General features: G+C 38.6%; 27 protein-coding genes and 1 pseudogene. 1 reads left to right on the top strand and 27 read right to left on the bottom strand.

Annotated elements, in window-relative coordinates:
- Nucleotides 1–60: 60 nt before the first annotated feature.
- The 27 genes and pseudogenes from ACQY69_RS09165 to ACQY69_RS09035 form a co-directional block, all read right to left on the bottom strand.
- Entirely contained in the window at nt 61–330 is a 270-nt protein-coding gene (locus ACQY69_RS09165) for a hypothetical protein (protein WP_428260222.1), read from the bottom strand.
- Nucleotides 306–1,892, bottom strand: a complete 1,587-nt coding sequence (gene tnpC, locus ACQY69_RS09160; protein WP_428259588.1) for an IS66 family transposase — start codon at nt 1,890–1,892, stop codon at nt 306–308. The genes ACQY69_RS09165 and tnpC overlap by 25 nt, the downstream gene beginning before the upstream one ends.
- A gap of 77 nt (nt 1,893–1,969) precedes the next feature.
- A complete protein-coding gene (gene tnpB / locus ACQY69_RS09155) occupies nt 1,970–2,479 on the bottom strand; it encodes an IS66 family insertion sequence element accessory protein TnpB (RefSeq protein ID WP_428257568.1) in 510 nt (169 codons plus the stop codon).
- Nucleotides 2,480–2,559: 80 nt separating this feature from the next.
- Nucleotides 2,560–3,645, bottom strand: a complete 1,086-nt coding sequence (locus ACQY69_RS09150; RefSeq protein WP_428260221.1) for a TIR domain-containing protein — start codon at nt 3,643–3,645, stop codon at nt 2,560–2,562.
- A gap of 13 nt (nt 3,646–3,658) precedes the next feature.
- Nucleotides 3,659–3,748, bottom strand: a pseudogene (locus ACQY69_RS09145) (UDP-N-acetylglucosamine 2-epimerase); the annotation flags it as partial.
- An 11-nt stretch (nt 3,749–3,759) separates the two neighbouring features.
- On the bottom strand, nt 3,760–4,479 hold the full coding sequence (locus ACQY69_RS09140) for a hypothetical protein (protein WP_428260220.1): 720 nt from the start codon (nt 4,477–4,479) through the stop codon (nt 3,760–3,762).
- 142 nt (nt 4,480–4,621) lie between these two features.
- The gene (locus ACQY69_RS09135; protein ID WP_428260219.1) at nt 4,622–5,884 is read right to left on the bottom strand and encodes a glucose-6-phosphate isomerase; all 1,263 of its coding nucleotides are present in this window, start codon (nt 5,882–5,884) and stop codon (nt 4,622–4,624) included.
- Between the two features lie 15 nt (nt 5,885–5,899).
- Nucleotides 5,900–6,799 carry a sugar phosphate nucleotidyltransferase gene (locus ACQY69_RS09130; RefSeq protein ID WP_428260218.1) on the bottom strand — a complete coding sequence of 300 codons (900 nt, stop codon included), beginning with the start codon at nt 6,797–6,799 and terminating at the stop codon, nt 5,900–5,902.
- 22 nt (nt 6,800–6,821) lie between these two features.
- Nucleotides 6,822–7,946 carry a UDP binding domain-containing protein gene (locus tag ACQY69_RS09125; protein ID WP_428260217.1) on the bottom strand — a complete coding sequence of 375 codons (1,125 nt, stop codon included), beginning with the start codon at nt 7,944–7,946 and terminating at the stop codon, nt 6,822–6,824.
- 13 nt (nt 7,947–7,959) lie between these two features.
- Complete coding sequence (galE, locus tag ACQY69_RS09120) at nt 7,960–8,973, bottom strand: UDP-glucose 4-epimerase GalE (protein WP_428260216.1); 1,014 nt, start codon at nt 8,971–8,973, stop codon at nt 7,960–7,962.
- A 43-nt stretch (nt 8,974–9,016) separates the two neighbouring features.
- Nucleotides 9,017–9,679: a PIG-L deacetylase family protein gene (locus ACQY69_RS09115; protein ID WP_428260215.1), complete on the bottom strand. Its 663-nt coding sequence runs from the start codon at nt 9,677–9,679 to the stop codon at nt 9,017–9,019.
- On the bottom strand, nt 9,676–10,833 hold the full coding sequence (gene neuC / locus ACQY69_RS09110) for a UDP-N-acetylglucosamine 2-epimerase (RefSeq protein ID WP_428260214.1): 1,158 nt from the start codon (nt 10,831–10,833) through the stop codon (nt 9,676–9,678). The genes ACQY69_RS09115 and neuC overlap by 4 nt, the downstream gene beginning before the upstream one ends.
- Before the next feature lie 14 nt (nt 10,834–10,847).
- Nucleotides 10,848–11,735 (bottom strand): hypothetical protein, encoded by an 888-nt coding sequence (locus ACQY69_RS09105; protein WP_428260213.1) that lies wholly within the window; start codon nt 11,733–11,735, stop codon nt 10,848–10,850.
- Nucleotides 11,732–12,730, bottom strand: a complete 999-nt coding sequence (neuB, locus tag ACQY69_RS09100) for an N-acetylneuraminate synthase (protein ID WP_428260212.1) — start codon at nt 12,728–12,730, stop codon at nt 11,732–11,734. The genes ACQY69_RS09105 and neuB overlap by 4 nt, the downstream gene beginning before the upstream one ends.
- Before the next feature lie 9 nt (nt 12,731–12,739).
- The gene (locus ACQY69_RS09095; protein WP_428260211.1) at nt 12,740–13,312 is read right to left on the bottom strand and encodes a NeuD/PglB/VioB family sugar acetyltransferase; all 573 of its coding nucleotides are present in this window, start codon (nt 13,310–13,312) and stop codon (nt 12,740–12,742) included.
- 18 nt (nt 13,313–13,330) lie between these two features.
- Nucleotides 13,331–14,020, bottom strand: coding sequence for a cytidylyltransferase domain-containing protein (locus ACQY69_RS09090; protein ID WP_428260210.1), 690 nt, complete (start codon nt 14,018–14,020; stop codon nt 13,331–13,333).
- Nucleotides 14,021–14,034: 14 nt separating this feature from the next.
- Nucleotides 14,035–15,078 carry a sugar phosphate nucleotidyltransferase gene (locus ACQY69_RS09085; protein ID WP_428260209.1) on the bottom strand — a complete coding sequence of 348 codons (1,044 nt, stop codon included), beginning with the start codon at nt 15,076–15,078 and terminating at the stop codon, nt 14,035–14,037.
- Nucleotides 15,068–16,222, bottom strand: a complete 1,155-nt coding sequence (locus ACQY69_RS09080) for a LegC family aminotransferase (RefSeq protein ID WP_428260208.1) — start codon at nt 16,220–16,222, stop codon at nt 15,068–15,070. The genes ACQY69_RS09085 and ACQY69_RS09080 overlap by 11 nt, the downstream gene beginning before the upstream one ends.
- Before the next feature lie 8 nt (nt 16,223–16,230).
- Nucleotides 16,231–17,211, bottom strand: a complete 981-nt coding sequence (locus ACQY69_RS09075) for an NAD-dependent 4,6-dehydratase LegB (protein WP_428260207.1) — start codon at nt 17,209–17,211, stop codon at nt 16,231–16,233.
- Nucleotides 17,212–17,241: 30 nt separating this feature from the next.
- A complete protein-coding gene (locus ACQY69_RS09070; protein ID WP_428260206.1) occupies nt 17,242–18,138 on the bottom strand; it encodes an ATP-grasp domain-containing protein in 897 nt (298 codons plus the stop codon).
- A 22-nt stretch (nt 18,139–18,160) separates the two neighbouring features.
- Nucleotides 18,161–19,342: a CDP-glycerol glycerophosphotransferase family protein gene (locus tag ACQY69_RS09065; RefSeq protein WP_428260205.1), complete on the bottom strand. Its 1,182-nt coding sequence runs from the start codon at nt 19,340–19,342 to the stop codon at nt 18,161–18,163.
- A 21-nt stretch (nt 19,343–19,363) separates the two neighbouring features.
- Nucleotides 19,364–19,930, bottom strand: a complete 567-nt coding sequence (locus tag ACQY69_RS09060; protein WP_428260204.1) for a sugar transferase — start codon at nt 19,928–19,930, stop codon at nt 19,364–19,366.
- 11 nt (nt 19,931–19,941) lie between these two features.
- Nucleotides 19,942–21,474: a lipid II flippase MurJ gene (locus tag ACQY69_RS09055; protein ID WP_428260203.1), complete on the bottom strand. Its 1,533-nt coding sequence runs from the start codon at nt 21,472–21,474 to the stop codon at nt 19,942–19,944.
- On the bottom strand, nt 21,467–22,627 hold the full coding sequence (locus ACQY69_RS09050; protein ID WP_428260202.1) for a hypothetical protein: 1,161 nt from the start codon (nt 22,625–22,627) through the stop codon (nt 21,467–21,469). The genes ACQY69_RS09055 and ACQY69_RS09050 overlap by 8 nt, the downstream gene beginning before the upstream one ends.
- Nucleotides 22,624–23,460: an aldolase/citrate lyase family protein gene (locus tag ACQY69_RS09045; protein ID WP_428260201.1), complete on the bottom strand. Its 837-nt coding sequence runs from the start codon at nt 23,458–23,460 to the stop codon at nt 22,624–22,626. Before ACQY69_RS09045 ends, ACQY69_RS09050 begins: the two co-directional genes overlap by 4 nt.
- Nucleotides 23,461–25,668, bottom strand: coding sequence for a polysaccharide biosynthesis protein (locus ACQY69_RS09040; RefSeq protein WP_428260200.1), 2,208 nt, complete (start codon nt 25,666–25,668; stop codon nt 23,461–23,463).
- A 188-nt stretch (nt 25,669–25,856) separates the two neighbouring features.
- A complete protein-coding gene (locus ACQY69_RS09035; protein WP_428260199.1) occupies nt 25,857–26,081 on the bottom strand; it encodes a DUF739 family protein in 225 nt (74 codons plus the stop codon).
- 211 nt (nt 26,082–26,292) lie between these two features.
- On the opposite strand from ACQY69_RS09035, the gene ACQY69_RS09030 reads away from it, so the two are divergent.
- The gene (locus ACQY69_RS09030; RefSeq protein ID WP_428260198.1) at nt 26,293–26,844 is read left to right on the top strand and encodes a S24 family peptidase; all 552 of its coding nucleotides are present in this window, start codon (nt 26,293–26,295) and stop codon (nt 26,842–26,844) included.
- Nucleotides 26,845–26,875 lie beyond the last annotated feature (31 nt).

Raw genomic sequence — 26,875 nt, 5'->3', positions numbered from 1 at the left:
GGCAACAGCATCGCCGAGGAAAACAAAAGGCTTGTCTCCGTAATACTCCTCCCTACCACCCTACAACTGCTTCCTAAGATCTGCGATTCGCTGTTCCAATAACTCCCATACGTACTCTCTTTTCTTCAGGCTCTCTTCTATCTCCTTTTTTTCGCCCTCTAAAACGTTTAGTTCTTTTTTCGCCTCTTCCTTCGTCAGTTCTTTGATATTATATCTATATTTTAAAAAATCGTAAGGGTCAAAACATAGGCACAAGGTAAAACAATCCCCTTGTTCACAGAGATGTGAACAAGGGGACTTTTTCTTTATTCGTTTTCTTTTCTTCTGCATGTATCAGGTAACTGCTCTGAATATGGCATAAGGCTGTCTATGGCTTCTTTATCATTCAGATCGATCCTACGGAGCTGGTCAAGCAGATAGCTCAGATATTCAAATGGCAGCAGATCATTTTCTATGGCGCTTACCACAATGCTATACAGAATTGCGCTTGACTTTGCCCCTCTTGGCGTATTGCAGAACAGCCAGTTCTTACGGCCCATCACAAACGGCTTTATCGCACGTTCACTCCTGTTATTGGAAACCTCAAGCCTCTCATCAAGGAGGGTATTCATCAATGGTTTCCTCTGGTTTATCGTGTAATTCAGCGCTTTAAGATAAAGCCCCTTGGGAAGTGGCTTTTGTGATTCTTCTTCCGCCCACGCAAAGAAGCCCTCAAATACCTTCCGCATCGTGGTCTTTCTGAATTCACTTCGTTCTTCTTCGGTAGATAATTCATGGCACTTGGCATCTAAAAGAAACAGCTTATCACACCATACGATCCCTTCCTTTATCTTTAAGGCCCCGGGACTTCCTTTATCATTTAACACCTCTAGCGCGTCTGCATAATACCGCCTCGCATGGGCCAGACAGCCTACGTGGATGATATCATCATTCACACTCAGGTAGCCCTGATATCCGTCTGTCTGCAGGTATCCGTGATATTCTTTAAGGAATGTTTCCGGGACATAGCCTGCACGAGAGCCATCCGCATAATGATAAAGCACGATAGGTGATATACCCTTTCCGCTTCGGAACATCCACATGTAGCTCTTTTCCCGCGTCTTATCCCTCAGCACCGACAGGCTCGTCTCGTCAGCCTGGATGATATCATATGACAGGAGCTTCTCGTACATCCTGTCGTAAACAGCCTTAAGATAATTCTGCGTAAGAAGTATCATCCAGTTTGAAAGAGTTGCTTTGCTGATGTTTACACCATAGCGCTTAAGATCTTTAGATATCTTATCCAGAGGATCACGGTTTTCATATTTCCTTGTTATGACGTATGCACCAAGTGACGGTGACAGAATGCTTCCACGAAGCAGAGATCTCGTCATTGGAGAGGCGATGATCGTAGCTTCGGTTCCGTTTTTTTCACAGTTCCTGCAGCTGTATATATGCTGTATATGCTCACGCACAACTGCCTTTGCCGGGATGATCTCCACTTCGCGGTGGATCCTTTTGGTCATCTCATGAAGCTTATGGCCGCATACAGGGCAGAGCTGCTCTTCTTCTGTAAGCACATATTCTACAGGATCCGTTTTTCTTAAGGCACTGATAAAAGCGTCTTTCTTTCCCTTTCGTTTAATCTTGCGAACAGGACATGCTTTCTCCGCTTTTGGCTCCGGCAACCTCAGATCGGCTTCTTTCTCTATTTCATTAAAAAAGCACTCCTGCTGCCCGTCATCTATTAAAGACTTTTCGCTTTTTCTTCCGAACCTCTTAGCCTGACTAAGGCGAAACATCTTTCTGTAATATTCAAGCTCTGCTGAAACCTCATCCAGTTTTCTTGAGGTGTCCAGTGCATATTTTTCCAATTCTGCTTTTGTCATGGATGAAAGATCTATCTGTTTCATGACTTTATTATATCAAAAAACCATTGAAATTTCAATGATTTTAAGGACTATTCCATGGTTTTAAGGATCCTTCCATATTAATTTTCAATGGTTTTGAGAAGCCTGTCATATTCATATCTGTACATGAAATCACGGGCGTAACTGTGAGATTTTGGCCAGTAAAATGTTCCGTATTCGAGCTTTCTGCTGAAAAGGCAATATCCATTCTTGCATATCTTCAGCGCATAGATCTGTTTCCATTTCTTTTCTATGAAGAAGAATATCTGCCCCGGTATCAGGGGCAGATCCAGATCGAACGCTATGATAGATGCCATGGACTCCATAGACAGATTCCCTCTGATAGGTTCTAAAACGAGAATTGCCCGGATGTTTTCTGATGGCAATCGTACCCACTTCCTACTCTCATCTATGGGCAACAGGACTTTTTCTTCCATAAATCGTAATTTCCCTTCTCGAAGGAGCCTTTCCCGGGCCTTTCTAAAGGTAATATCTTTTATATTATGTTCCAGGCACCATCTTTTTAAGGGAAGGTCACTTGTATACGCTTCCTTGATTATTTTCTCCCACTCATCCGATGTTCGCCACATATGTGCTATTCCTCCTGTAGTTGCTACTTAGTAGCATACTACCTTGTTCTCTTTTTTTCAATGTGCCTATGTTTTGACCCTTACAAAAAATCAACTTTTCTCAATAAACATTCCTGTTTCAAACTCAGCATGATTACCAACTGCCAGTCTAAACCCCTGAGGCCTTTTCTATATCCACGTAAAGCTTCCGCATTACATTCGACTGCCCGCTTATAATACTCTTTTGTCTCATCGGTTCTGTCTTCGAATAATTCGCAGATTCTCGCATAGTTATAGTATAGATACGATTTCCAAATCTGAGTATAGAACCCATCTCCTTCCGCATCAGTCTCTTTTATAGCGGTTTTTATACATCTCTCTGCGCTATCTAAATATCTTACTTCAGAGGTGCCTCTGTATTGCTTTTTATATCTTAGAGCAATGTAATTATTTCCAATTATTTTTATCCATGGATTGGAGCCGTCATATTCTAATACGTCAAGATCATCGGAATACCTAACGTCATCGTAATGACGTTCTACCAGATCTATGATGCCTTTTATCGCCAGCAACTCAGGGTCGGAGGTTCTGATATTCTTTGTAACTTCACATAGGCGAGATAACTCTCCATAGTAGAGAGAAGATTGTATACTGTGGAGAATATGCTCTCTCTTCTGCTTCTCACTGACAATTGGGGCGATATCCGTCAGCTGTTTCTTTATAGACGGCCAATCGTTGAAAATATCTTCAGGTGACTTTTTATTCTCTATTTTACTGCCAAATATCTTTACGATTTTCCCGGCCACATTTGCAAGGGACCCCGTTATCGGATTCACTCGGTCTCCCTTTATATCCACTGGTAAATCTTCCGGTCTGATACCTATTGTAAAAATCAATACATTCTCGCTCCGCATAAGTGCGCTGCAGTATCCCAGTTCAAAAAATACATTGGGGCTGAAGAATATTTCCTCATCGTTTCCATTTTTCACAACTTTATTGCTCTTCGAGATCAAAATTATCGCATACTCGCTCTGCTTGATTTCTTCCATCGCGGCTGTTCCAAGATGCCTGATTGTCTGTGTCTGCGTCCCAATTATAAAGGAATCTTCCGGGTGATTTTCCTCAAGCTCTCGCTTTACTTTTTCCGCTAACTTCAAGTCATTCCATGCAATGAATACGTTGCTCATATTGTTCCTTAATTCAATACTTCCTCCAAACCATCCTATCCACCACTCCGGTGTAACTCTGGATGATCTTTACAACTTTAGTACTTACATTCTCCTCAATATACCATTCATAGTCTAATCCTCATCGTGCGTTACTTCCCGCACAAGTATTGGATTCGCTAAGCAAATAAGAGGTTTAAGACCACTCCCATCTCCTTTATACCATCCACCTCCCATCAATATCTTTAGCGTTTCATATCCTGAAAGGTCTTTTTCAAATTCTACGGGATCTTGTCCACTTATAAAATTAGGCGCTTCATACAATAAATCTTCATCCCCATATATTTTAAATACTGATGGATAATCTGGCTCAGTAACACTTCTCGACTCAAATGGCAGAAAAAGTGTTCCCGAAAATGATACATATTTCTTATCAAGCTTGTATTCTTGAACAGAGGTAATATCGTCATCAATAGCCCAATTATACCGATAAGACATCACTTCCCCAAAAAGCTCACCAGTATTAGCCTTCTGATAATAGTTGTCCACTACTATAAAATCTGTATTCTGGTAATAAGTATCTAACGAAAACAAACTCACTTCTTCGTATTCTATTTCATCTGTTCTTTCTGAGGAAGTTTCTGTTGTTCTTTCTGAAGATTCCGTGGTTCCTTTCTCTGGACCATCTGTTATATCGTCTTTTAAATAATACATTGTTGCTATTATACCGGCAATTACACATAAAACACATATAACTTTTGCTAATTTTGTTTCATGCTTAATTATCCTAAACAATGTTGGAATTAACACACTTATAATTATGCTTATGATTGCAATATATATTCCTGTACTCACTTTAGACTTATTCCTTTCTCATCCGCCCAAAGAATAGTATACGTACACAATTGCTCACCTCAAGTATCTTTAGTATATACTTTTAAGGACCTAATGGATGTATCACTTTAAAGGCAACGCCTCCGGCATCGGCTTTCGCATACTATCTGGAGACTTTCAAATCCTCTATAAGGCGCTTCATCTCTGTCTTATATGCTTCCACTCCCGGCTGATCAAATGGATTCAGTCCCATGACATATGCGGACAGCGCTGCTGACATCTCGAAGAAATATATCATCTGCCCTAAAGTGAATTCGTTAAGCTCATCGATGTGTATCTCATTCACCGGAATCCCGGCCTTTATATGAGCGCGTATGACGCCCTCTTCCGCGCATCCATTGATCTGCTCCATGGTTTTTCCTGCATATGGGTATCCTGCTGGCCACGGGATAATAACATCATCATTGCGTTTATCTATCCTTATCATCGTTTCAAAAAACATCTGTCGGCCTTGCTGCAAAAATTGCCCAATGCTGTGGAGATCTCTGGAAAAGAAAAGGCACGCCGGATATGCTCCTTTGCCATCCTTTCCTTCGGTTTCGCCAAATAGCTGTTTGAGCCATTCCCCAAAATACCGGAGATTTCCTTCAAAGTATTCAAAAAGCTCCAGAAATTTTCCTTCCTCCTGGAGCAATGTTCTCACGGCCCCATAGGGAACCAGTTCGCTGCCAGCACTCCAATCGCTGAGCTGCATATCATGGGCTCCATCAAGAAGCTTCCTGATATCATGGCCTGCTACCGCTATCGGCAACAGTCCTACAGCTGTTAGGACAGAATACCTGCCTCCGATATCCTCGGGGATATTGAAGGATTTAAACTGATTTTCGAAAGCTTCCGGCCGCAAATCGCCTTTCGTCTCATCTGTTATCACATATATTCGCTTACGCGCTTCCTTATATCCATACTTGCCAAATATCAATTCTTTAAACACCGCATAGGAAAGCAATGGCTCAACGGTACGACCTGATTTGCTTATGACACACATGCATACAGATTCGCGTGCTATACGCTTTTTCAATTTATTGATATAGGCACCGTTCATGTTAAATCCCGCAAAGACGATCTCCGGCCAGCCTTCACGACTTCCATTAAATGCATCTATCACCGCTTGAGCACCGAGAAACGAACCTCCGATGCCAACAACTATGAAAAGCGTGCACTTTTCCTTGATTTTTTCTGCAGTATTTATGATATCATCAACCAATTTCTCATCTATCGTTTCCGGAAGTTTTACCCAACCTTTGAAATTAGCTCCAAGATGAGTTTTATCATCAGACATCAACAACCCATGCCACTGCGCCATTTCTTCACAGCGTTGTTTCAATATCTCGTTATCTATTCCTGCTTCAGCAATCTTGATTCTCATAACAGCTCCTTAAAATCATTTCCATAACTTTTGCGGATATTTGCCGCTCGCCTTCATCTTCTTGAATGCTTCTGTCACGATTTCCTTATCTTCCTTATATGTAACACCGTACCATTTATCTGCAGTTTCAAGGACTCGAACACGGCACTTGCCTTCGCTCAGCAATCTGCCGACTTCAACAGGCAACAGATATTCGGCTTTCATCGGATCATCAGCGACATCATTGTCGAGAAACACTGGAAATCTGGAAACCATTTCATCCATCATTTTCTCCGTAAACCCCCAGAAGTTCATGGATACAATAGTCCCTTCAGCAATTTCATGCCCCTCAGCATCGATGATCTTTCCGTCTTTCCCGCGCTCTATTCCACGCGTCTCATCTATTTGAGTCACATATCCGTTCTCCGTTTCACATATACCACGAGTCACCGCCCCTTGATCTGACAAGGTGTTTTCCACGCGATAACCTGCCATGCAGAAGGTATTCTCGTCGCTATTTGCCGTCATGAAGTCATATACTTTTTTGAACGCGTCTTTTCCATAGTAATCGTCGCTGTTTATTACCGCAAAGGGACCATCGAGCAAATCTCGCGCTGCCATCACAGCATGACATGTCCCCCACGGTTTACTCCGTCCTTCAGGCACAGAGTATCCCTCAGGTAACTGCTCCATTGACTGGAAGACGTATGATGTGTCCACATGTTTTTCCATTGGCGCAAGAACCCGTTCTTCAAATAATTCCTCCATCTCCGGTTTAATGACGAAAATGATATCTTCAAATCCGGCCTTTACTGCATCATAGCAAGCAAAATCCAGGATTATCTCGTTTTCATCCGTTATGGGTTCCATCTGCTTAAGACCGCCGAATCTGCTGCCCAAACCTGCTGCCATGACCACTAATTTAGGTTTTTTCATTTCATGCTCCTCTTATATTCCACTAGTCCCTTTCGAATATATCTCTGGTATACAGCTTTTCTCTATATTTTTTTATCCTCGCATCTACTCTGTTGGCAACGATCACATCGCTCATTTCACAGAATATATCAAAGTCTGCGATTACATCCGAAGACAAGTATCTCTCCGTGTTTATCATAGGCTCAAAAATCACGACGCGAACTCCTCGCGCCTGCAACCGTTTGATAACTCCCTCGACCGCCGAACACCTGAAGTCCTTGGAGCCTGTTTTCATACTGAGACCATATATCCCGCAGCAGGTCGGCTTCCTTTCCATTATCATATCAGCGATATGAGCTTTCCTCACCTCATTAGAAACCTCCACCACATCCACTATGCGCTCCGGAATATCGGCGAAATCATGTCTGAGTCTGCATGTTCCCTCGACCAGATATCGTCCTCCATATCCAAAGGAAGGATTGTTGTACAGATCACCGACCCTCGGATCAAGAGACACAGATTTGATGATGGCCTGCGCATCCAGTCCTCGAAGCTCAGCATATGTATCAAGCTCATTGAAATACGCGACCCTCATAGCCAGGTATGCGTTGGCAAAAAGTTTAACGCTTTCCGCTTCATTGGAGTCCGTAACTACTACCTCGCAAGAACGTCCCAGCAAAGACACGATCTGCTCCTGCAATTCGGGGCTACCCCCTCCTATGACAAGCCTCGACGGATGAAAAGCATCCTGTAACGAACTTCCTTCTTTGCTGAAATCCGGCACGAAGGAAATATCAGTTTCAGGATACCTTTGTCTGATCCGGTCGGTGTATCCTACAGGCACATCACTTCTCAAAACGATAGCAGCCTGGGGAGCAGTTCTTACAGTCAGATTTATATACATATCCATATCATGGGTATCATACATATTGAGTTCAGTATCGTAAGATACAATATTGCTGATAAAAACGATTTCCGCTCCTTCGAGGGCAATGGAGACATCGTCGGTAATATGCGAGGCGAGATCCGGCTGACCGTATTCCGCCGCATGGACAAGAACATTCTTATCGATATCGCCATCGCTCAATATCTTTACATCATTTTCACAACAAAGAACGGCAGCTTCTGCAAGTGCCGTGTATCCCGTTCCTATGACTGTTATTTTCATATTGATATCCTAATTATAAATACCCATTGGGATTGTTTATCTGCCAATTCCATGCATCTTTGCACATATCAAAAATATCATGTTCCGCTTTCCATCCCAATTCTCGTTCAGCTTTCTCCGGAGCACAATAGCATGTTGCTATATCTCCCGGTCTCCTTGGTTTTATGGAATAAGGTACGTGTACACCTGTCGCTTTCTCAAAATTCTTCACTATATCCAGCACGCTATAGCCTTTACCTGTTCCCAGGTTATAAATTCCCGGCCCCGATTTTTCATCCAGTTTTTTAATAGCATTGACGTGGCCTTTTGCAAGGTCAACTACATGTATGTAATCCCTGACTCCCGTTCCATCATGAGTGTCATAATCATTTCCGAATACTCTTAATTCCTTTTGCTTGCCAAGCGCCACCTGTAAAATATAGGGCATGAGATTGTTGGGGATCCCATTAGGGGCCTCGCCTATAAGTCCACTTTCATGGGCTCCTACAGGATTAAAATATCTGAGGATGACCACATTCCAATCTGGATCTGAAGCCTGTATGTCTATTAAGATCTGCTCCTGCATTGATTTAGTCCAGCCATATGGGTTAGTACATCTGCCTTTAGGACATTGTTCTGTTATAGGAATCTCCGCCGGTTCTCCATAGACAGTAGCAGATGAGGAAAAAATCATATTCTTACATCCATACCTATCCATCACATCTAAAAGTGTCAGAGTCCCTTTAATATTATTTATATAATAGTACAGCGGTTTCTCCACAGACTCGCCGACAGCCTTAAGCCCGGCCAGATGAATTACTGCCTCGATATCTTTTTCCTCAAATATTTTCTTCAATAAGTCCTCATCAAGAATATCTCCTTCAAAAAAAAAAGGCGCTTTGCGCGTTATCTTTTCTATTCTATTAAGAACTTCTTTTAATGAATTTGAGAGATTATCGATAATTACGGTATCATATCCAGCTTGCTGCAATTCAACGCATATGTGGCTACCTATATAGCCTGTACCACCTGTTAATAAAATTGACATAATTTCACCTTCCTAAAGCTTATTTCTTTTCCTTCAACCAACTTTACTTTTCGATGCATCTCAACAACATGAATGCTTCCGCATATTTAGTTCCAGCTATTGTACCTCTATTAACTGCTAATGCTTTGATATTCTTCACACTCCTCGGGAATGGATGTTCCCCCATTTCTCCTTCATAGATTTTCAGCGCCTCAATTTTATCTTCCAAAAAATCGCTGATATCAACAAAATAATTTGGTATAAATGATCCCATAGGTAAAGCAAAATCAGTTTCTGATACAATTTCCATCAGAAGAAACTTCTTAAGCCATGGATTTCTAAAAGATTTACTAAAAGCTTTTGCCCACGAAAAAACCGTCTTATGGTCCGAATGAACATCTCCGGGACTTGTTGTTATTATTATTTCAGGTTTAATACGATCTACGATATTTCCAATTTTATTTATAATTTCCCCCGTATCATACTTTTCCAAATGGGCTGGTTGTAATTTAAAATCAACAGCATCCGTTATATGTAATCTTCTAATAACTTCATAATACCGTTTTTCTCTTTTTCTACAAAGTTCTTCTGAATACCCGTATTCTTCTTTTGTATTAGATATATTAAGCCAATATACTTTTTCTCCCGCATCTGTATATTTTAAAATAGTTCCGCCGGCCCCAAGAGTTTCATCATCCATATGAGGAGATATTACCAAAATACTCATTGCGCTTCCTCCTTAAGTGGGTCATATACTTTCAATAACCATCTTGAAAAGTCTATTTTCTTAATCAATTCATATGCTCTTTGTGAACTATCCCCATCTCCAAAAATATTTTTTATGCCTTTTATCGACTGTCGATATTCATCACTCATAACGCACTCTATTGCTTCTTCCAGCCCATATGAAACATCTTCTAAATACATTACATTTTCAGTGTTGCCTCTATCTTTTTGACGAGTCCCAATATTAATAACTGGTATGGGAATCGATGCTGCTTCACACACACCTGAACTAGAATTCCCTATTTGAAAAGCTGCATTTCTATATAAATTTACGAATGTATTTCTGTCAAGGTTCTTATAAAAGAAAAAATTATCATTTCCTTTATATTCCTCATATACTTTAATAATACTACTATTGTTAAAATCCGTATTTGGATAACTTACTACCGTTTTAATCTTCTTCCTACTTAAAACTTCCATTATTTTTGATATTTCTTCATTCTCTGCCTGAATTTCGGCTGGGGGATGATAAATTAATAACGCATATTGACTAAATTCTTCTATTCCCAATCTTTTTAACAAATCATCTCTACAAACATATGGTTCTTCTTTGAATTTATCAAGTGCTACACTACCTATATTGAAAATACTCTTTTCATCTTCCCCAAGACTAATCAGTCTTCTTTTATGTTCTTCTAGCGATACCATATGAACCGAGGCCATCTTAGAAGATGCATGCCGTATCATATTATCAACATGACCAGACTCAGCAAAATCCCCTCCAAAGAAATGAACAAATGGTATCTGCATATATGAAGCAACTATACCCATCGCGATAACTTCTTCTCTATCACCCGGCGCTATTACTATATCCGGATTAAACTGATCAACAAAATCTGTGAGACCAGAAATTAAAACACCTGTACTTTTTGCACGTGAACTTCTTGTGTCCGAATTAAAAATATCTGCTATTTTCGCAACTATTTTATTTCCGTCTTTCTTTATTGCTTCTATAGAAGCTTCATATCCTGTAGTCAGATGAGCCCCTGTAACTATGAGCCCAAAATCAATATCTGGATCGTTATTAAAATATTTATATAAATATGACATCAAATCGTAATCTGCACGATTGCCAGTTATAGATAATATTCTCATATATTGCAATCCCCCTAAAACAATTCACAATCTCCCATATAAAATAGCCAATTTTTATCAATTCTATTTCTCATATCACTATCAAGATTAAGATAATTAATACACATATGATATTTTCTTTCTCCTTTAGGATATCTATCTAAAAACTCTGCTGAATTCCATGTTTCTACTGAGTTAACTTTTTCGTTTTCATATAAAAATCCTGCTAACTCAAGAATATCTTTCTCAACGACATTCTGATCCCAATATAATAAATCTATCTTATTTCTAAATTTTGTATATACAAAAAGTTTATTATCACTAGAAATACATTTAATGTACTGAGTTCCTTTAAATCTCCACAATAAATATTCTTTATTATGAACAATTGCATTACAAGTTTTATTACCTATATCGGTTTCTTTAATTTCATTCAACTCTATATGCTTAAATTTGCTCGTACATTTTAAAAAAGGGATTTTCACAAAATTAAATTCACGGTATAAAGAATACTCCATTTTTTTTAAATGCATATTTACCGAAACATCGTTTGGAAATCCTATAATAAATTTTGCTTTACCCTCTAATATAATTTCTTCTTTTAGTCTCTTATATAAATTTAGCGCAATCCCATTTCCCCTATACGCTACGTCTGTCATAAATCCCATAGACATTCTGAAATTAATAAGTTTGCTATTTATATTTGCTAAAAACATACTAGTAGCAAAATGCCCTACTACTTTATTTGCTTCTTCATCAATAGCTAATATTCCTAATGGTTCACCATAAGCATTTGTCTTAAACCATAAATCATATTTATCTGAAATATCAATGTCAAAAATCTCACTATAAAGCCTCTTAATTTCTTCTTTTTCGTATGAATTTTTATAGTTTGCCTTTCTGTATACAATTTTCCTATTCATATTTCTATCAACTCATCCTCTTGGAAATCCCGTTTTGCCCTTTTTCCAATCACTTCATACCATTTCATAGGGCTTATACCTGTTCCAGGCCTTTTTACGGTTATATTTTCTTCAGTAAAAATTTCTCCTCTTTTTATTGCTTTCTTGGCAACTATACTTTTCCTCGCAACCAATATATTCTTCCTCTCCGAAGCAGTCGGCTCCTTCATACCTTTTCCAAGAGCCTTCTCTACATTCCTTATGGATCTTATCATTGACGCCAATTCACTCATTTCAATGCTAGCCTTATGATCCGGCCCTTCCATATTTCTATCTAAAGTAAAGTGTTTTTCAATAACTACTGCGCCAAGAGCTACTGCTGCAATAGGAACTTCCAGCCCTATTGTATGATCTGAATATCCTACTTTCTTATTTGTCACACTTTCAATATATCTCATTGCATTCAAATTCACATCTTCAAAAGGGGTCGGGTATTCGGTATTACAATGTAATAATACGATTTCACCTGCTCCGCTCTTTTCCAGCACTTTTAAAGCATCTTTGATTTCAAAAATATTACACATACCTGTAGACATAATAATTTTCCTACCAGTTCCCCCTATTCTTTCAAGATATGGAAGATTGGTCACCTCTCCAGAAGGGATTTTCCAAAAATCCATATTCAATTTTTCCAAGAAATCTATACTCGCCAAATCAAAAGGCGTCGATATAAATCCTATTCCAACATCTTGGCAATATTCTTTAAGTGCAATAAAATCCCCGTTGGTTAAAGCCAATTTTTCAAGCATTTCAAACTGGCTTTCTTCGCTTTTTCCATTTTTTTTCTGATAATCCGCTTTTGCTGCATTTTTTGATACCAACTGCGAAGTTCTAAATGTCTGGAATTTAATATAATCAGCTCCAGCTTTTTTAGCTGCATCTATCATTTTTTTTGCAAGATTAAAGTCTCCATTATGATTTACACCTGCTTCAGCTATAATACAAACATGCTCCATATAAATCTCCTACCTTACTGTCTCCCCTGCTGGTACAATACTGCCACTTCTTAACTCCATGTCTTGAATAACTGTGGCATTAGCTCCTACAAAAGAGCTTCTTCCTATTTTTACATTTCCACATAATACTGTAGAAACAGCTATATGAGAAAAATCATCTATTTCACATTCATGTTCCACTATTGCTCCAGTATTGACTATAACCGCATTACCAATTTTAACATGTGCATTTATAATAGCAGCCTTTCCGATAAATGTTCCTTCTCCCAGACTCGCAGTATTAGAAACAATTGCCGAAGGATCTATAATTACGGGCAACTCATATCCTATTTTCTTCAGTCTATTATACAACATCTCGCGTGTATTACCTTTTCCTAAATACCCCAATCCAATTATTGCATATTGGATACCTTTATGATAGTACTCTTGTAACACATCATCTGTTCCTAAATAGCAATACTCTGATTCATTCTTGTCCTCTATATCCGTATAGCCTACTATATTATATGTATTTCCTCTTTTAATTGAATCTGCCAAGCTTTTCGCATGGCCACCAAATCCAACTAAAATTATATTATCCATATATCATCCACCTGAATTTCAATTTGATCTTTTCACCATTAGCAATTCCGCGAAGTCGAAATCTAGTTGTGTATCAATATCTACGGACTCCTCTCTTTTCATTATATAGGCAAAAACTTTATCCCCATATACATCTTCACTATTTAAATAGTACTCCGTATCATACAAATATATTGCACCATTTAGCCTATAGTATGTCTCAAGATTTTGCCGTCTATAATTCTGATTAGTTTGCAAAAATCCCTTTAAAGACTTGTCCTTTGGCAGCGTATTGCACCAAAGAGGCGAATGTTCAACCTCACATACGCTAACAACGCCTTTTGCTGATAACTTATCAAACAAATCTACTGCTTCCTGAATATTTCGAGACGTACGCAACGGAGAAGTCGGCTGCAATATCACGAATCTATCATATGCTTTCCCTTGTTTTTGGTAATTATCTAAAACTTCGATTACTACTTCCTTCGTTGTCGCTTCGTCAGCAGAAGTCTTTTGACTTCTCAAAAAAGAGACTTCTGCACCATATTTCATACTTACCTTCCCGTATTTCTCTGAATCAGTAGAAACCATCACAGTATCAAAACACTTTGAAGAAATAGCCGCCTCTATAGTATAGGCAATCAACTCTTTCCCGTTCAACATCTTGATGTTTTTATCCTTGAGACCTTTCGAGCCACTTCTGGCAGTAATAATTCCTAATGTTTTCATCATCGGCATCCTTGTTACATTTTTTCTAAATATCGCTTCATTCTCTCCAATTCACCCATTTGCCCCATATCGAACCACGCATTCTCACTAATGGGATACATCCCAATACGCTCTCCCATGTCTATACATTTTTCAATTATTTCCGTTATATGTACGAATGTATTTTCTGGAATATACTTTATAAATTCTGGTTCTATAACATAAAAACCAGTATTCGCCATAAAAGAAAAACTTGGTTTCTCTTCTAACTTTACTATATTCCCTTCGCTATTGAGCTCGATCGTTCCATAGGGTATTTCTACTTTTTTCGCAGCACAGACCATGGTTAAAATATTCTTGTTTATCTTATGATACTCCAATATGTCCCCGTAATCAGCCTCAACTAAAATATCGCAGTTAGTAAGAAAGAATGTCGACTTATAATCACTTTCTATTAGCTTGAGCCCCCCTGCAGTCCCGAGAAAATTCTCTTCATCAGTAAATTTAATGTTGGATGATTTGTCAGCTTCAGAAAAAAACGCCTTTATCAGATTACGTTTATAGTTTACAATCATATTGAACTCATTGCACCCAAATTTTTGAAAGCGTGATATTATTAACTCGGTTATCGTTTCATTTCCCACAGGAATCAATGGTTTCGGCAATACATCAGTATAAGGACTTAACCGTGTCCCTTTACCTCCAGCCATTATCACAACCGGAATATGCAGATCGCTCGACCTATATGCAGTCTCAGCGTTTAAAAATTTAATTGTTATGACATTTCCCTTACTATTTACAATTGGAACAGAAGTAATGTTGTTTTCTTCCATATATCTATAACAATCCACATCATCGCTTTGCTTTATGACCTTTGGAGTCGTATTCATTATTTCAGATATATTTATATCAAGAGCGCCATTACTTAAAATATGCCTTCTTATATTTCCATCAGTAACTACACCCAACAATCTATTGTCATCACATATATATATGACACCTCTAGCATTCGAATTTATGGCCTGCATCGCATCTAATACTGATATTTCCGGGCTTGCAATATATTCTTTAATATCCATTTGCTGTCCTTTCAAATTTCTTGATCTCAGATGCAACTCGTTCCAGATCGCTCTCATGCAGATTAGTGCTGCATGGAATATTTACCACTTCATTCCAATACTGTTTTGCTTTTTCTATCTTATATTTTATACATTTTCTATACGGCTTTAGGTCACAAATCAAATTCCATATCGGTCGTGTTTGTATACCGACACTATCCAAATACTCTATCAATTTATCCCGGTGTTCTGTAATATAACTGTAAAACCAATAATTCGGGCGTGTGTTATCTCTGAATTTTATTAAATCTATTCCCAAATCGCTATACATTCGGTAATTCTTTTCTTTTATTTTTATAAAGTCTTCAAGCTTTTCCATTTGTCCCAACCCTACTGCTGCCTGAAGGTTTGTCATTCTATAATTATATCCGATATTATCATGGATATAATACAACGGATCGTCCTTTGCTTGTGTGGATAGATATCTTATACGTTCCAGCAATTTATCATCATTTGATACAACCATCCCACCACCCCCGGTGGTTATGATTTTATTGCCATTATAGGAATATATCCCAACGTTTCCTATAGTTCCTGCATATTTTCCTTCAAATTTCCCTTTGTTAATATAGCTTCCTAATGCTTCTGTAGCGTCCTCAACAAGAATAAGGTTATATTTGTTAGCTATATCTACGGCTTTTTCCATATCAGCCATATTACCGAACACATGAACAACTATCATGGCTTTTACTTGTCTACCGGTCGCTTTATTCACAAGCTTCCCATCCGAAAAAATACACTGTTCTTCACAAAATCCTTCTACTTTATCCATATCCATACATAAGGAGTCATCACAATCCATAAATACCGGTTCAGCTCCAACATATGAGACAGGATTTACTGCTGCTATAAATGTTAATGCAGGAACTATGACAGTATCATCTGCACCGATCCCGTTTGCAACAAGAGCCAAGTGTATGCCGGCGGTTCCACTTTGGCAAGCTACTGCTCCAACAGATTTAACATATTCAGTAGTACGCCGTTCAAAATCATTTATAAATGAGCCACCTGTTGAAACCCATTCAGTTTTTATTGCTTCAGTAATATACTTCAATTCGTTTCCTTTTATATTAGGCACTGATAATGGAATGAACTCTCTACTCATCTTTTCTCCTATAAATTGTATATATCTATCTTATATTTATCCAAATTATTTTTTAAAAACTCGATAGTTTCTGCAAGCCCTTCTTCAAAGGTATATTTAGCCTTCCAATTTGTGAGTTCTCTTATCTTTGAGTTTGATCCGAGCAATCTGTTGACTTCACTTTTCTCAGGTCTCAGCCTTTCTTCATCACAGATTATCTTTGCATTTGGATTTATTTGTCTTATAAGTTCCTCCGCCAATTGTCCTATTGAAATTTCCTTCTGTGTGGCAATATTTATCTCTTCGCCTATCGTCTTTTTAGATTTATATATCTCGATAAATCCATTGACAGTATCCAAAACATAATTAAAGTCTCTCGTCGGAGTCAGTGCCCCCAGCTTTATTTCTGTTTTACCTGCCAATAATTGTGTTATTATCGTTGGTATAACAGCTCTTGCAGACTGTCTCGGCCCATATGTATTAAATGGTCTGACAATGGTTACCGGCAAATCGAAAGATCTATAGAACGACTCCGCTAACCTATCTGCTCCTATTTTAGTTGCTGAATACGGTGACTGTCCTTGATACGGATGATGTTCATCTATTGGTACATACTGCGCCGTTCCATAAACTTCTGACGTAGATGTCACTAAAATCCTTTCAATATTCATATCCCTGGCAGCCTGTAAAACATTCAATGTCCCTTTGATATTCGTATCAACATATGTATCAGGAGAATGATAACTGAACGGAATTGCAATCAGCGCTGCCAAATGGAAAACTGCATTTACGTCCTTCATTGCTTCACGTACACCGTTTGGGTCTCTTATATCCCCTTGGAAAATCTCTATTTCATCCAATATTTCTTTAGGCGTAGTATCTAACCACCCCCAATTGTTAAAGGAATTATAGTATACAAAAGCTTTAACGTTGTATCCTCTTCTTACGAGTTCTTCTGTTAAATGACTCCCTATGAATCCATCAGCCCCGGTTACAAGTATTTTTTCCATTTTGCTTCTCCTTGTATTACATAAACACTTTTATTTCTCATTCAATATAGACAATGCCGTGTCAATAGCCAAACTGGCTACGTTGATACCTCCTTTTTCAAAAAAAGGATAGGCACTTCCTGTATATCCCGTTACAATAACAGAGTTTAACTCCAATACATATACTTCATCAGAGATGATAAAATCCACCCTAACAAGCCCTTTAAATTGTAATTGGCAAACAATTTTCTCTGCAATTTCACATACTTTTCTTTCTTCTTTTGAAGTCATTCTATTTGAATGAGCGTTATTGAATCCTCTTAATTTATACTCTTTAGCCTTACTATAATATGTAACTCCATAATTTCTAACCGTATAACCGTCACTTGCAACCATTACTGTACAATCATTACCATCAATATATTTTTCTACGAATGCTTGTGATTTTGTTTTTAAAACTTCAGCAATTGCTTCTCTCAATTCAAATACATTGTCAACTTTACATGGTAAAACCGTATCTATTACGGACTTGACAACACATGGAAATCCAAAAGTTTCAATTCGTTCACATTCATTAACACTATTTATTATGACAGCCTGAGGAGTATTTACATTTATACTATTCAGCGCTTTTTTAAATCTCCATTTATCTTTTGCCATACTGCTTTTTTCTACATCAATATTGACGAGAAATCCCTTTGAAATTAAGTATTCTGCTAAATCAAATGCCAACCTATGCCCTGTGCCAAAAATCACTTTACATATTGAATGCGAAGAAAAAAAATCATATATCTCTTCGTGCCTTGATAAGTCCGCAACCAAACTAGTGTCTGCTTTGTCGACCCCCGGTTCATTATCTTTGCCACAAACAATAGCTACAGAGTATCCTCTCTTATGCAATTCGTCTGTTAATGAATCTCCGCTTTTCCCTGCTATTAATCCAATCAAAGCTCGTCCTCCTTCTATTCATTTAGAGCTGTTCTTTAATAACGGCACAGATATTTCTGCTTGCATTGGGAATTTTCTTAAATAATTTGTAGCGTTTCATCAGGCTTTTATATTCTTTGCTGGATGTATCAAGCAATGCCTTGATTTCATTAAATAATTCCACTTTGTTTCTTGCCAACTGCGCTATCCCCATTTCTGCATAATCAAGTGCATATGTCTCCTCGTCAAACCTAATCTCAATTAATGGTATCTTTCTCATAGCCGCTTCCATACCTGTTGTCGAAAATGTAGTGATAACCACGTCTGCTACATGCAGATAATTCTTTGCCAACCCTTTTTTGATCCAAACGTTTTTTTGAGGAGAATCACAAAAGCTTTCCACTTCTTGATTCGGATGAATCTTCACAATAAACAAAACATCTTTTAATTCTTCCGCTATTTCATATAAGCTGTCCAACTCTTTTTTTTGATTTTTCCCGTTTTCTGTAAAAAACACAACTGTTCTTTTATACTTCGCTGCTTCTTTATTAAATTCAGCAAGCCATTCAGGCTCCACTTCATCTTCATCGAAAACGGGCTGTCCTGTTACTCTAATATTTTCTTCCAAAACGCCTGCTTTTTCTATTGCGTACGCTTTTGCCCACTCATTCATTACACAAAGGATACAATTATGACTAAGCTTTTCGCAAATAGGCAAATCATTAATTCGTACAACAGGTATTCCCAATCCATCAGCAGCAATCCCTGTTGCCATTTCCATTCTAGGACTTGCCGTAATAACACAGACATCAGGATTAATGCTTTTTACAATCTCTTTCATGGAATCAACCGGCAGAAATATCTTTCTCCCATATCTCTCCAATTTTTCTTCTGCTATATATTTACCATATTCTTGAATGAGATCATGCATTCCTATACCGTAATAATAGATAGTATCTTCTAATGACACGCCTATTTGTGAATTATGGAAAGGTTCACCATATAAAATTCCTAATTTCTTAACATCTTCCCTGTCAGAAAGGAGTTTTGCCGCATCCCTCACTGTAATATATTTAACACTCCTCCCCTTTAGCTGATTCGGTGCTGTCGTCAAAGCAAGATATATGATCTCAATATTGCTATCTTTGCTTAATTCAAGATAAATATTACGAATAATATTTGCATGACCGCCACCATAGGACACCATAAACACTCTTTTTTTCATACAACACAACACCTTTTTCTTTTAAGTGACCCCACTTCTTTTTAAGACACAAACAATAGTTTTAAAAATGATTTTTAGATCCGTTTTAAAGGAAATATCTTGAATATATTTCTGTTCCCATTTTCTCTTTTCTTCTAACGTCATGCTGCTCCTACCATTAACTTGCGCATATCCGGTAATCCCGGGTTTGACATCAAACATTCTTGAATGATAATCTGTATCCTTATAATTTTCAGGAACTCCAGGCCTAAAGCCAACAAAACTCATATCTCCCTTTATGATATTTAAAATCTGCGGAAGCTCATCTAAACTTGTTTTTCTTAAAAATTTACCAATTTTTGTAATTCTTTTATCTCCTATTTTTGTACATTGCGGTCCTATCATTTCCGCATTATTAACCATGGTTCTAAATTTATATATGCAAAATGGTTTCTCATTTTGCCCTATTCTTATTTGCTTAAAAATACCTGGTTTACCTTCCATTAGCACTATTAATACATAAATTAACATTATAGGGATTATTAGTATAGCTCCTATAACGACCCCAAACAACAAGTCCAATATTCTTTTAAAAATTTTTTTGTACATAGTATTTCTCCCTAATTATGTTTCAATAATTTTAATATTGCAGATCTGATTTTGTTACTTTCTTCAAGTTTTAATAAAAATACTCCGCAAATATATACTAAGCCTGTTATGCATACCTTGATTATAAAATCCATAATAGTTATACTAGTATTAATAAATTTATTACATAAGAACATTGTAACAACTACACCTACAGAAATTATTATTACATCTATAAAGAAAGGCGCTAATTTCATAATTCTAAATTCTTGTATATCACTTTTAATTGTAAAGCAGGATAATACGGCTATTGCTATGTATGAAAGACTTGTCCCTAATGCTATTCCTGCAAATCCCCATATCTGAGCTAATAAAATACTAACGGAACAATTTATAATAACTCCAATAATCCCATTTATCATTGGCTTTTTATTATTTTTATGAGCATAATGGGCTCTTACTATTATGTCTCTAATTCCTACAAAAACAAGACTTATACTGTACATACAGAATGCTGTCGAAACATCCTCTGTTGCTGATGCACCAAAGGCTCCTCTTTCATATATTACTTCAACTATATCAAATGAATATCCAATAAAAATAAGTGTAACAAATACTAAAATTAAAGTCAGACTTCTTATACACCTGTACATGGTTTCTAATAAAATATCATTACTTTTTTCTGCCACATATGATGTAAAATATGAAAATATAACCGCACAAATACTTCCTATTAAAACACTATGTGTCGTATTATAAAGATAACCACTATATGATAATGTTGATACCCCTCCTTCTGGTAATCCTGATGCAATAGCCTTATCTATTATTCCCTGAATCTGTAAAATGCCATTGCTTATTAGAAGCGGTATACTTATTTTAAGTAAGTATTTAACTCTTTCGTCCTTCCATGGTTTGCAAAAATAAAACCCGATTTTTTTAACTACACATATAAAAATAAACGCACTTTCTAGCAGATAATATGCCATAGTACCTACGAGCATTGCATCAATACCTAACCTTTTTGACAACATTATGATTGAAATTATTATACAAAAGCTTCTTATCACTCCTACAACTTTCCCGGGAAAAAATATTTTCTCCGCTTCAAGTATTGAATTACATACGTAATATATAAATATGTTTATTAGTGTTACGGCAAAAATTTTTATGTACTTAGACACAATTGCATTTTCGCTTTTATCATATCCTGGTGCAATAATGTTGGCTATTTGATCTGAAAAAATTATAAAAATTATTGCGAGAAAAATCACTGCTGGTAAAATAAAGCTAAGTACATTAGATATTAACTTATTACTTTCCTTTCTTCCTCCTTTAAGTAATACTTCTGTGTATATTGTTAAAAATGTTATGGCAATAGCTGAACAAATTGCACCTCCGAATTGTTCCATTGTTTCTGATACTAACAGAAATTTGTCTATTTCTCCCGATGTTCCAAAATATGCCGCAATAACTGCTTGTTTTAAAAACCCTACAAGTTTAACTGCCAGTAATGTTATAATTACAATTTTTATAGAGCCCGAAATACTCTTGCTATTAAACATTTATAATCCTTTCTACAGCATTCGATTCCATTACAATTTCCCCCTTTCCTTTAATCAAAATAATTATTACCAAGGGAACTAAACTTATAGATCCTGTAGAGAATCCCGCCAGTAATCCATAAAGTGCCATATTACTTCCCAACACTAAAGGAAAAGTATCCTTTTGTTTTCGATATATTTTTAGCAAAACTATAATATTAATAATAATTGCAACGATTCCAAATACACATACCATTAAGGCAATTGAACCTGATATATTACCGAAAATTCTTCCCAAACCATGTTGCAACAATTTAAATACACTACCATCAAAGAAAGTCAAATTTTTATTTATCATAAATAGAACATAATTCATTCCACGATGTAATAATGCGGAAAAAATTGTACATATTGCTAGCAGTCTAATCGCTTCCCAATGAATTTTTCCTAAAGTCTTATATTTTATAATTCGCATTATAAACATCACTATAGTAAAACTTATTGCTATAACCATCGTACCGCTACTAACCGCACTTAAAACAACGCCTATAATTACCTTCATATATCGATTTAACCATTTATTTGGTTTTGTTTCACAATAACACGCTGTCATTTCACGTAATAATATTGCAAACCCCAAAAATGCAAAACTAATTCTACCATTCATTACCGCACACAAAAGTAATATAAATATGAGGAGCACATAATTATCTATTTTTTTCCGCATGTTACCATATAATTCCAAAAGCAATGTCAAATAATAGTACAACATCGAAAACACTATTGCACAATAATATCCAAATGCTAGATTTAACTCTATTTCAAAAATCTGTGACATTATATATGATGGATAGGCTATCAATAATCTTATTGCGTGTATATGACCTGATTGCAACCAGAACACCACATTTTTATTTATATTTAACAAGGTATACGCTTGTGGTATAAAATCGAAAGCGTATATCCCTAAATATACTCCACATATTACCAAACAAAGGGTGAAAAATGAAAAAACCTTGTTTCTCAAGCTGTTTCTTCCAACAACAATAATCAATAAGCCTGTTGTAACACAAAACAGTCCACAACTATCAAAAAAAAATGCGATATATATGAATATAATAATTAGAGAAATTAATATTATATTTCTTGGAACATATATTTTATAGCTTCTCATTCTGTCCCCAGTCCTTTTTTATTAACTATTTCATTAATTTTATCGTCCATAAGTTCTTTGTTTTTTTCAAAAAAATCATTGTCTTTTTTCAGCAATGTTTCTTCATATTTTCTTATATCTTTAACTCCTTGTTCAAATAACGCTTTTACTTCATGATATGTTTTTACCTTTTTCAAATCACAAAACGTTCGTGAAAGAATAGCCGCCGAAGACCCAAGTCTATAATGTTCCGCAATTATAATATCTGATGGCAATAAACCCTGACCTAATCTTGCAATACCTCCTATTCCAAACGGAATGTCTTTTTCTTTAATCTTTTTTACTATATTTTCTACCATTCCATTTGCAAACGGTTCGAACATAAAATCCATTTGCATTGATAAGTGAAGATCATTCAATCCAATATGTATCTCATCTATCCCTTGAATCTGTAATATATCATCAAGGCACCGTACCGCATCAATGTGCTCTAGCAATAATACCGTTACAGCTTTTCCATCAACAATTTCTATAAATGTTTTAACTTCTTCTGGGGTTTTAAACATTGGTAACATTATTTTTTGTGCACCCTTTAATATTACAGAATTTATTTCCCTAAAAGAGTCATCATTTATTGGATTTACCCTAACCAATACTTCAGATTTATTTAGTATTTGAGCAATAGGTTCAATATCACTTTCCTTATGATTAGAAACCACTGTATTCATCCCATGTTGTCTTTCTTTTTTACCCATATACTCTAAATCTACGAATACTATATCTACGCCTGTCTCTTCTGCAATGGCCGCAATTTGAGGGTTATTTGTAATATACATAAGTTTCAGCATTTTCATTCACGCTTTCCTATATTTATGGAATTTATCCTCGGGCCGAAAGGTCGGCACCATCTCTTCCACCATCCCGACGATGTCTCCCATGCCTTCGTAGCTGGCGTAGGCCAGCCTTTCCAGCTTCTTCAAGAAGTCCATCGTATCGAATGGTATCGGCTTTCCTATATGTATCAGCTCGTTGTCTGTCTTTTTCAATCCTTCTTCAGCCATCAGCTTTTCCTCGAAAAGCTTTTCACCCGGCCGAAGTCCTACGTATTTTATCTTGATGTCCACGTCCGGCTTGTAGCCTGACAGCTTTATCAGGTTCCTGGCCAGGGTGTCTATCTTCACCGGCTCGCCCATGTCCAGCACGAACACTTCCCCGCCCCAGGCATAGGCTCCTGCCTGCAATACCAGGCTGACGGCTTCCGGTATGGTCATGAAATATCTGATGATATCGGGATGGGTCACCGTCACAGGCCCGCCTGCCGCTATCTGCTTCTTGAACAGCGGGATGACCGAGCCGTTGCTCCCCAGCACATTGCCGAATCTGACCGCCACAAACTGGGTACCCTTTCGATCCTTGTTTCTGACGCAGGCTATCTTCACGCAGTCATCCGTTTCCGATGTACGGCTGCTTAAGGTGCCGCCTGCCGCCTCCGGGATCATTCTTCTGATGCCGCCTGCCGCGGCTGCGACTGTGGCTACGGCAGGGATTTTGCTGTCGAAGTTATCATCAGTCGCGGCCATGGCTCCCAAAGTCATACTTCTAACTCCATCTCCCAGGCCGCCTTCCTCGTCCGCCGACACTGTACCGGCACCGCCAACGCTTCCCATCATCCCTATTTCCATCCTGGGCAGCAGGTCTGTCCTGCCTTCCTTGCTGACGGCGTCCATGCACTGTATCACCATCTCGCACAGCCGCTTGCTGGCTCCCATGATGTTGGTAGGGTTGACTGCCTTGTCGGTGCTGATGAGGACGAAGCGTTTCGCCTCACACCTCATGGCCCAGTAGGCTGTCACGTAGGTTCCCACCACGTTGTTCTTTATGGCTTCGGCAGGGCTCGTCTCCATCAGCGGCACATGTTTGTGAGCGGCCGCATGATAGACGATGTCCGGCCTGTATTTCCTGAAGACCAGCTCCATCCGCCTGCTGTCCCTCACCGAACCTATCAGCACGGTGAGTGCCAGCTGCGGATACTTCCGCTTCAGCTCCTGTTCTATCTCATAAGCGTTGTTTTCATATATATCGAAGATTATCAGCCGCTTTGGCCTTCGTCCTGCGATCTGTCTGCACAGCTCGCTTCCGATGGACCCTCCGCCGCCGGTCACCAGAATGGTCTTCCCCTCCAGCTCCCGCATTATCTCATCCAGATCCACCTTGATGGTCTCCCTGCCCAGCAGGTCCTCCACCGCCACCGGCTTCATCTTGCTCAGGGTCAGTTCGCCGTTGGCCAGCTGGTATATCCCCGGCAGTATCTTCAGCTCGCACCCAGTCTCCTTGCAGATGTCCAGGATGTCCCGCCGTTTCTCCGCCGACGCTGACGGCATGGCCAGCATTATCTGATCTATCCCGTATTTTTCCGCGGCCTCCAGGATGCTTTCCCTGCCGCCTACGATGGGGATGCCCTCTATCCGGCGGCCCCACTTGTTGGGATTATCATCTATCACGCAGCGCGGCTTTGCCACCGCGCCGTTGGAACTTTTAAGCTCCTTCAATATCACCTGTCCCGCAGCGCCTGCTCCGATTATCATGGCGTTGTGAGACGCATTCGTGTTCTTTTCCCTGCGGGCCCGCTCCAGGTTTATGTACCTGTATGCAAATCTTATGGCCGTCACCAGGCAGAACTGTATCACCGCGCCGAAGATATAATAGGAAATGGGCATCCGCAGCACGAAGACGGTTATCCCTATCACATGGAAAACCGTGGTTATCCCGGACGCCGCCAGGATGCGGTTAAGCTCACTGAAACCGGCAAAGCGCCACATGCTGTTGTACAGATTGAATAACCAGAAGACTATCAGAGAAAAGACAGTGTAGAATGGGGCGAATCTAAAAAAAGCGTTGAGATATTCCGCCGGGATGGCAGAATAGGTCAGATCGAACCTCAGCAGAAGGCCGGCAAAATAGGAACCGTTTACCACGATAATATCGTAGATCATCAGGTATATGGCAACAGTCTTCCAATGTTCCCATTTCTTTTTTCTCATTTCTGCACGATTGTAGTTCATATTATCCTGTTCTATATACTGCAGCCCTTTTCACTGCGTCCTTGCTTCAAGTATCTTCGGTATCCTCTCTGTTCCCTTGCGTTCTCATGCCCTCTACCCGACAAAATTTCAGTTTATCTAAACAAAATTCGCAGACAAACATAGCCCTTCCCGCAGTGCAGCAAGAGCCATGACATATTCATTATCCGCTACATCTCTCTGCAAAAAAAGTATTCAGGAATTTCTTCAGGGGATATTTCTAATATCTGGTCTGCCAGTATGCTTATCTCCTCCATCGTAAACTCCTCGCAATTACATAATTTCAGGAGATAATGCCGTTCCGGGATGTCCAGGGAAGCAGCCACCTCGCTGCTGGTCATCCCCTTATCATCGACCGCACCGACAAGCTTTTCATAGTTGAACCTGTAAATCATGGACATCATCTCGTCTTTCTTTTGTTTAGAAGTTATAAACTATTATATACACCCCCTACACAAAAAGCAATACCCCCTTCTACAAATTTCGTCATCATTTAACATCCAGTCTTTAAGGATGAGATTGTACACAATTATGGTTTTTGTCTGGTTGATGTTTTTTAAATTTGCTATTATAATATTTACGAAGCTTATAAACAAGAGGTAAAAGATGGGAAAAGCTACTTTTTCGGAAAGACTTAATCTCGTTATAAAAGAAAACAATATCAGGCAGGTCGATTTGTGCAGAAAGACCGGTATCGGAAAAAGCGCCATGAGTCAATATCTGAGCGGTTCTTTCGCTCCTAAGCAGCAAAACCTCTATGAACTGGCACGCGCCCTCAACGTTTCGGAAGCGTGGCTCATGGGATATGACGTCCCACGGGAAAGAGTGTCTGCAAAAGCCTCTCATGGTTCCTCGGATGCCTTCTATTTTACTGCACCGGATGACAGCATGCTGAGCATGCACATACTGAAGGGATCCCGCGTTTTGATCCGGAAAACCGACTCCATCGAATCCGGCCAGGTGGTTTGTTTCTCCGCCGGAGATTCAAGCCCTTATCTCCGTAAGTTCTACAGACACAAAGATCTGCTGGTATTCATCGCCGCTTCGCCCTCTGATGAATACCCGCCTCTGATATACGAAAGCTCCGCCCTCTCGGACGGTTCGCTGAAAATCGAAGGTGTTGCCACCGAGGTCACGCTGCCCCTTCAAAACTTATAACCTGTCACTTTTCTATCCGGGCGCACCGCAA

The sequence above is a fragment of the Gallibacter sp. Marseille-QA0791 genome (genome assembly GCF_965119705.1).
Lineage (GTDB): Bacteria > Bacillota > Clostridia > Peptostreptococcales > Anaerovoracaceae > Lentihominibacter > Lentihominibacter excrementipullorum.
The sequence above is the reverse complement of the archived record's forward strand: the minus strand, read 5'-3'. Positions and strand labels throughout refer to the sequence as shown.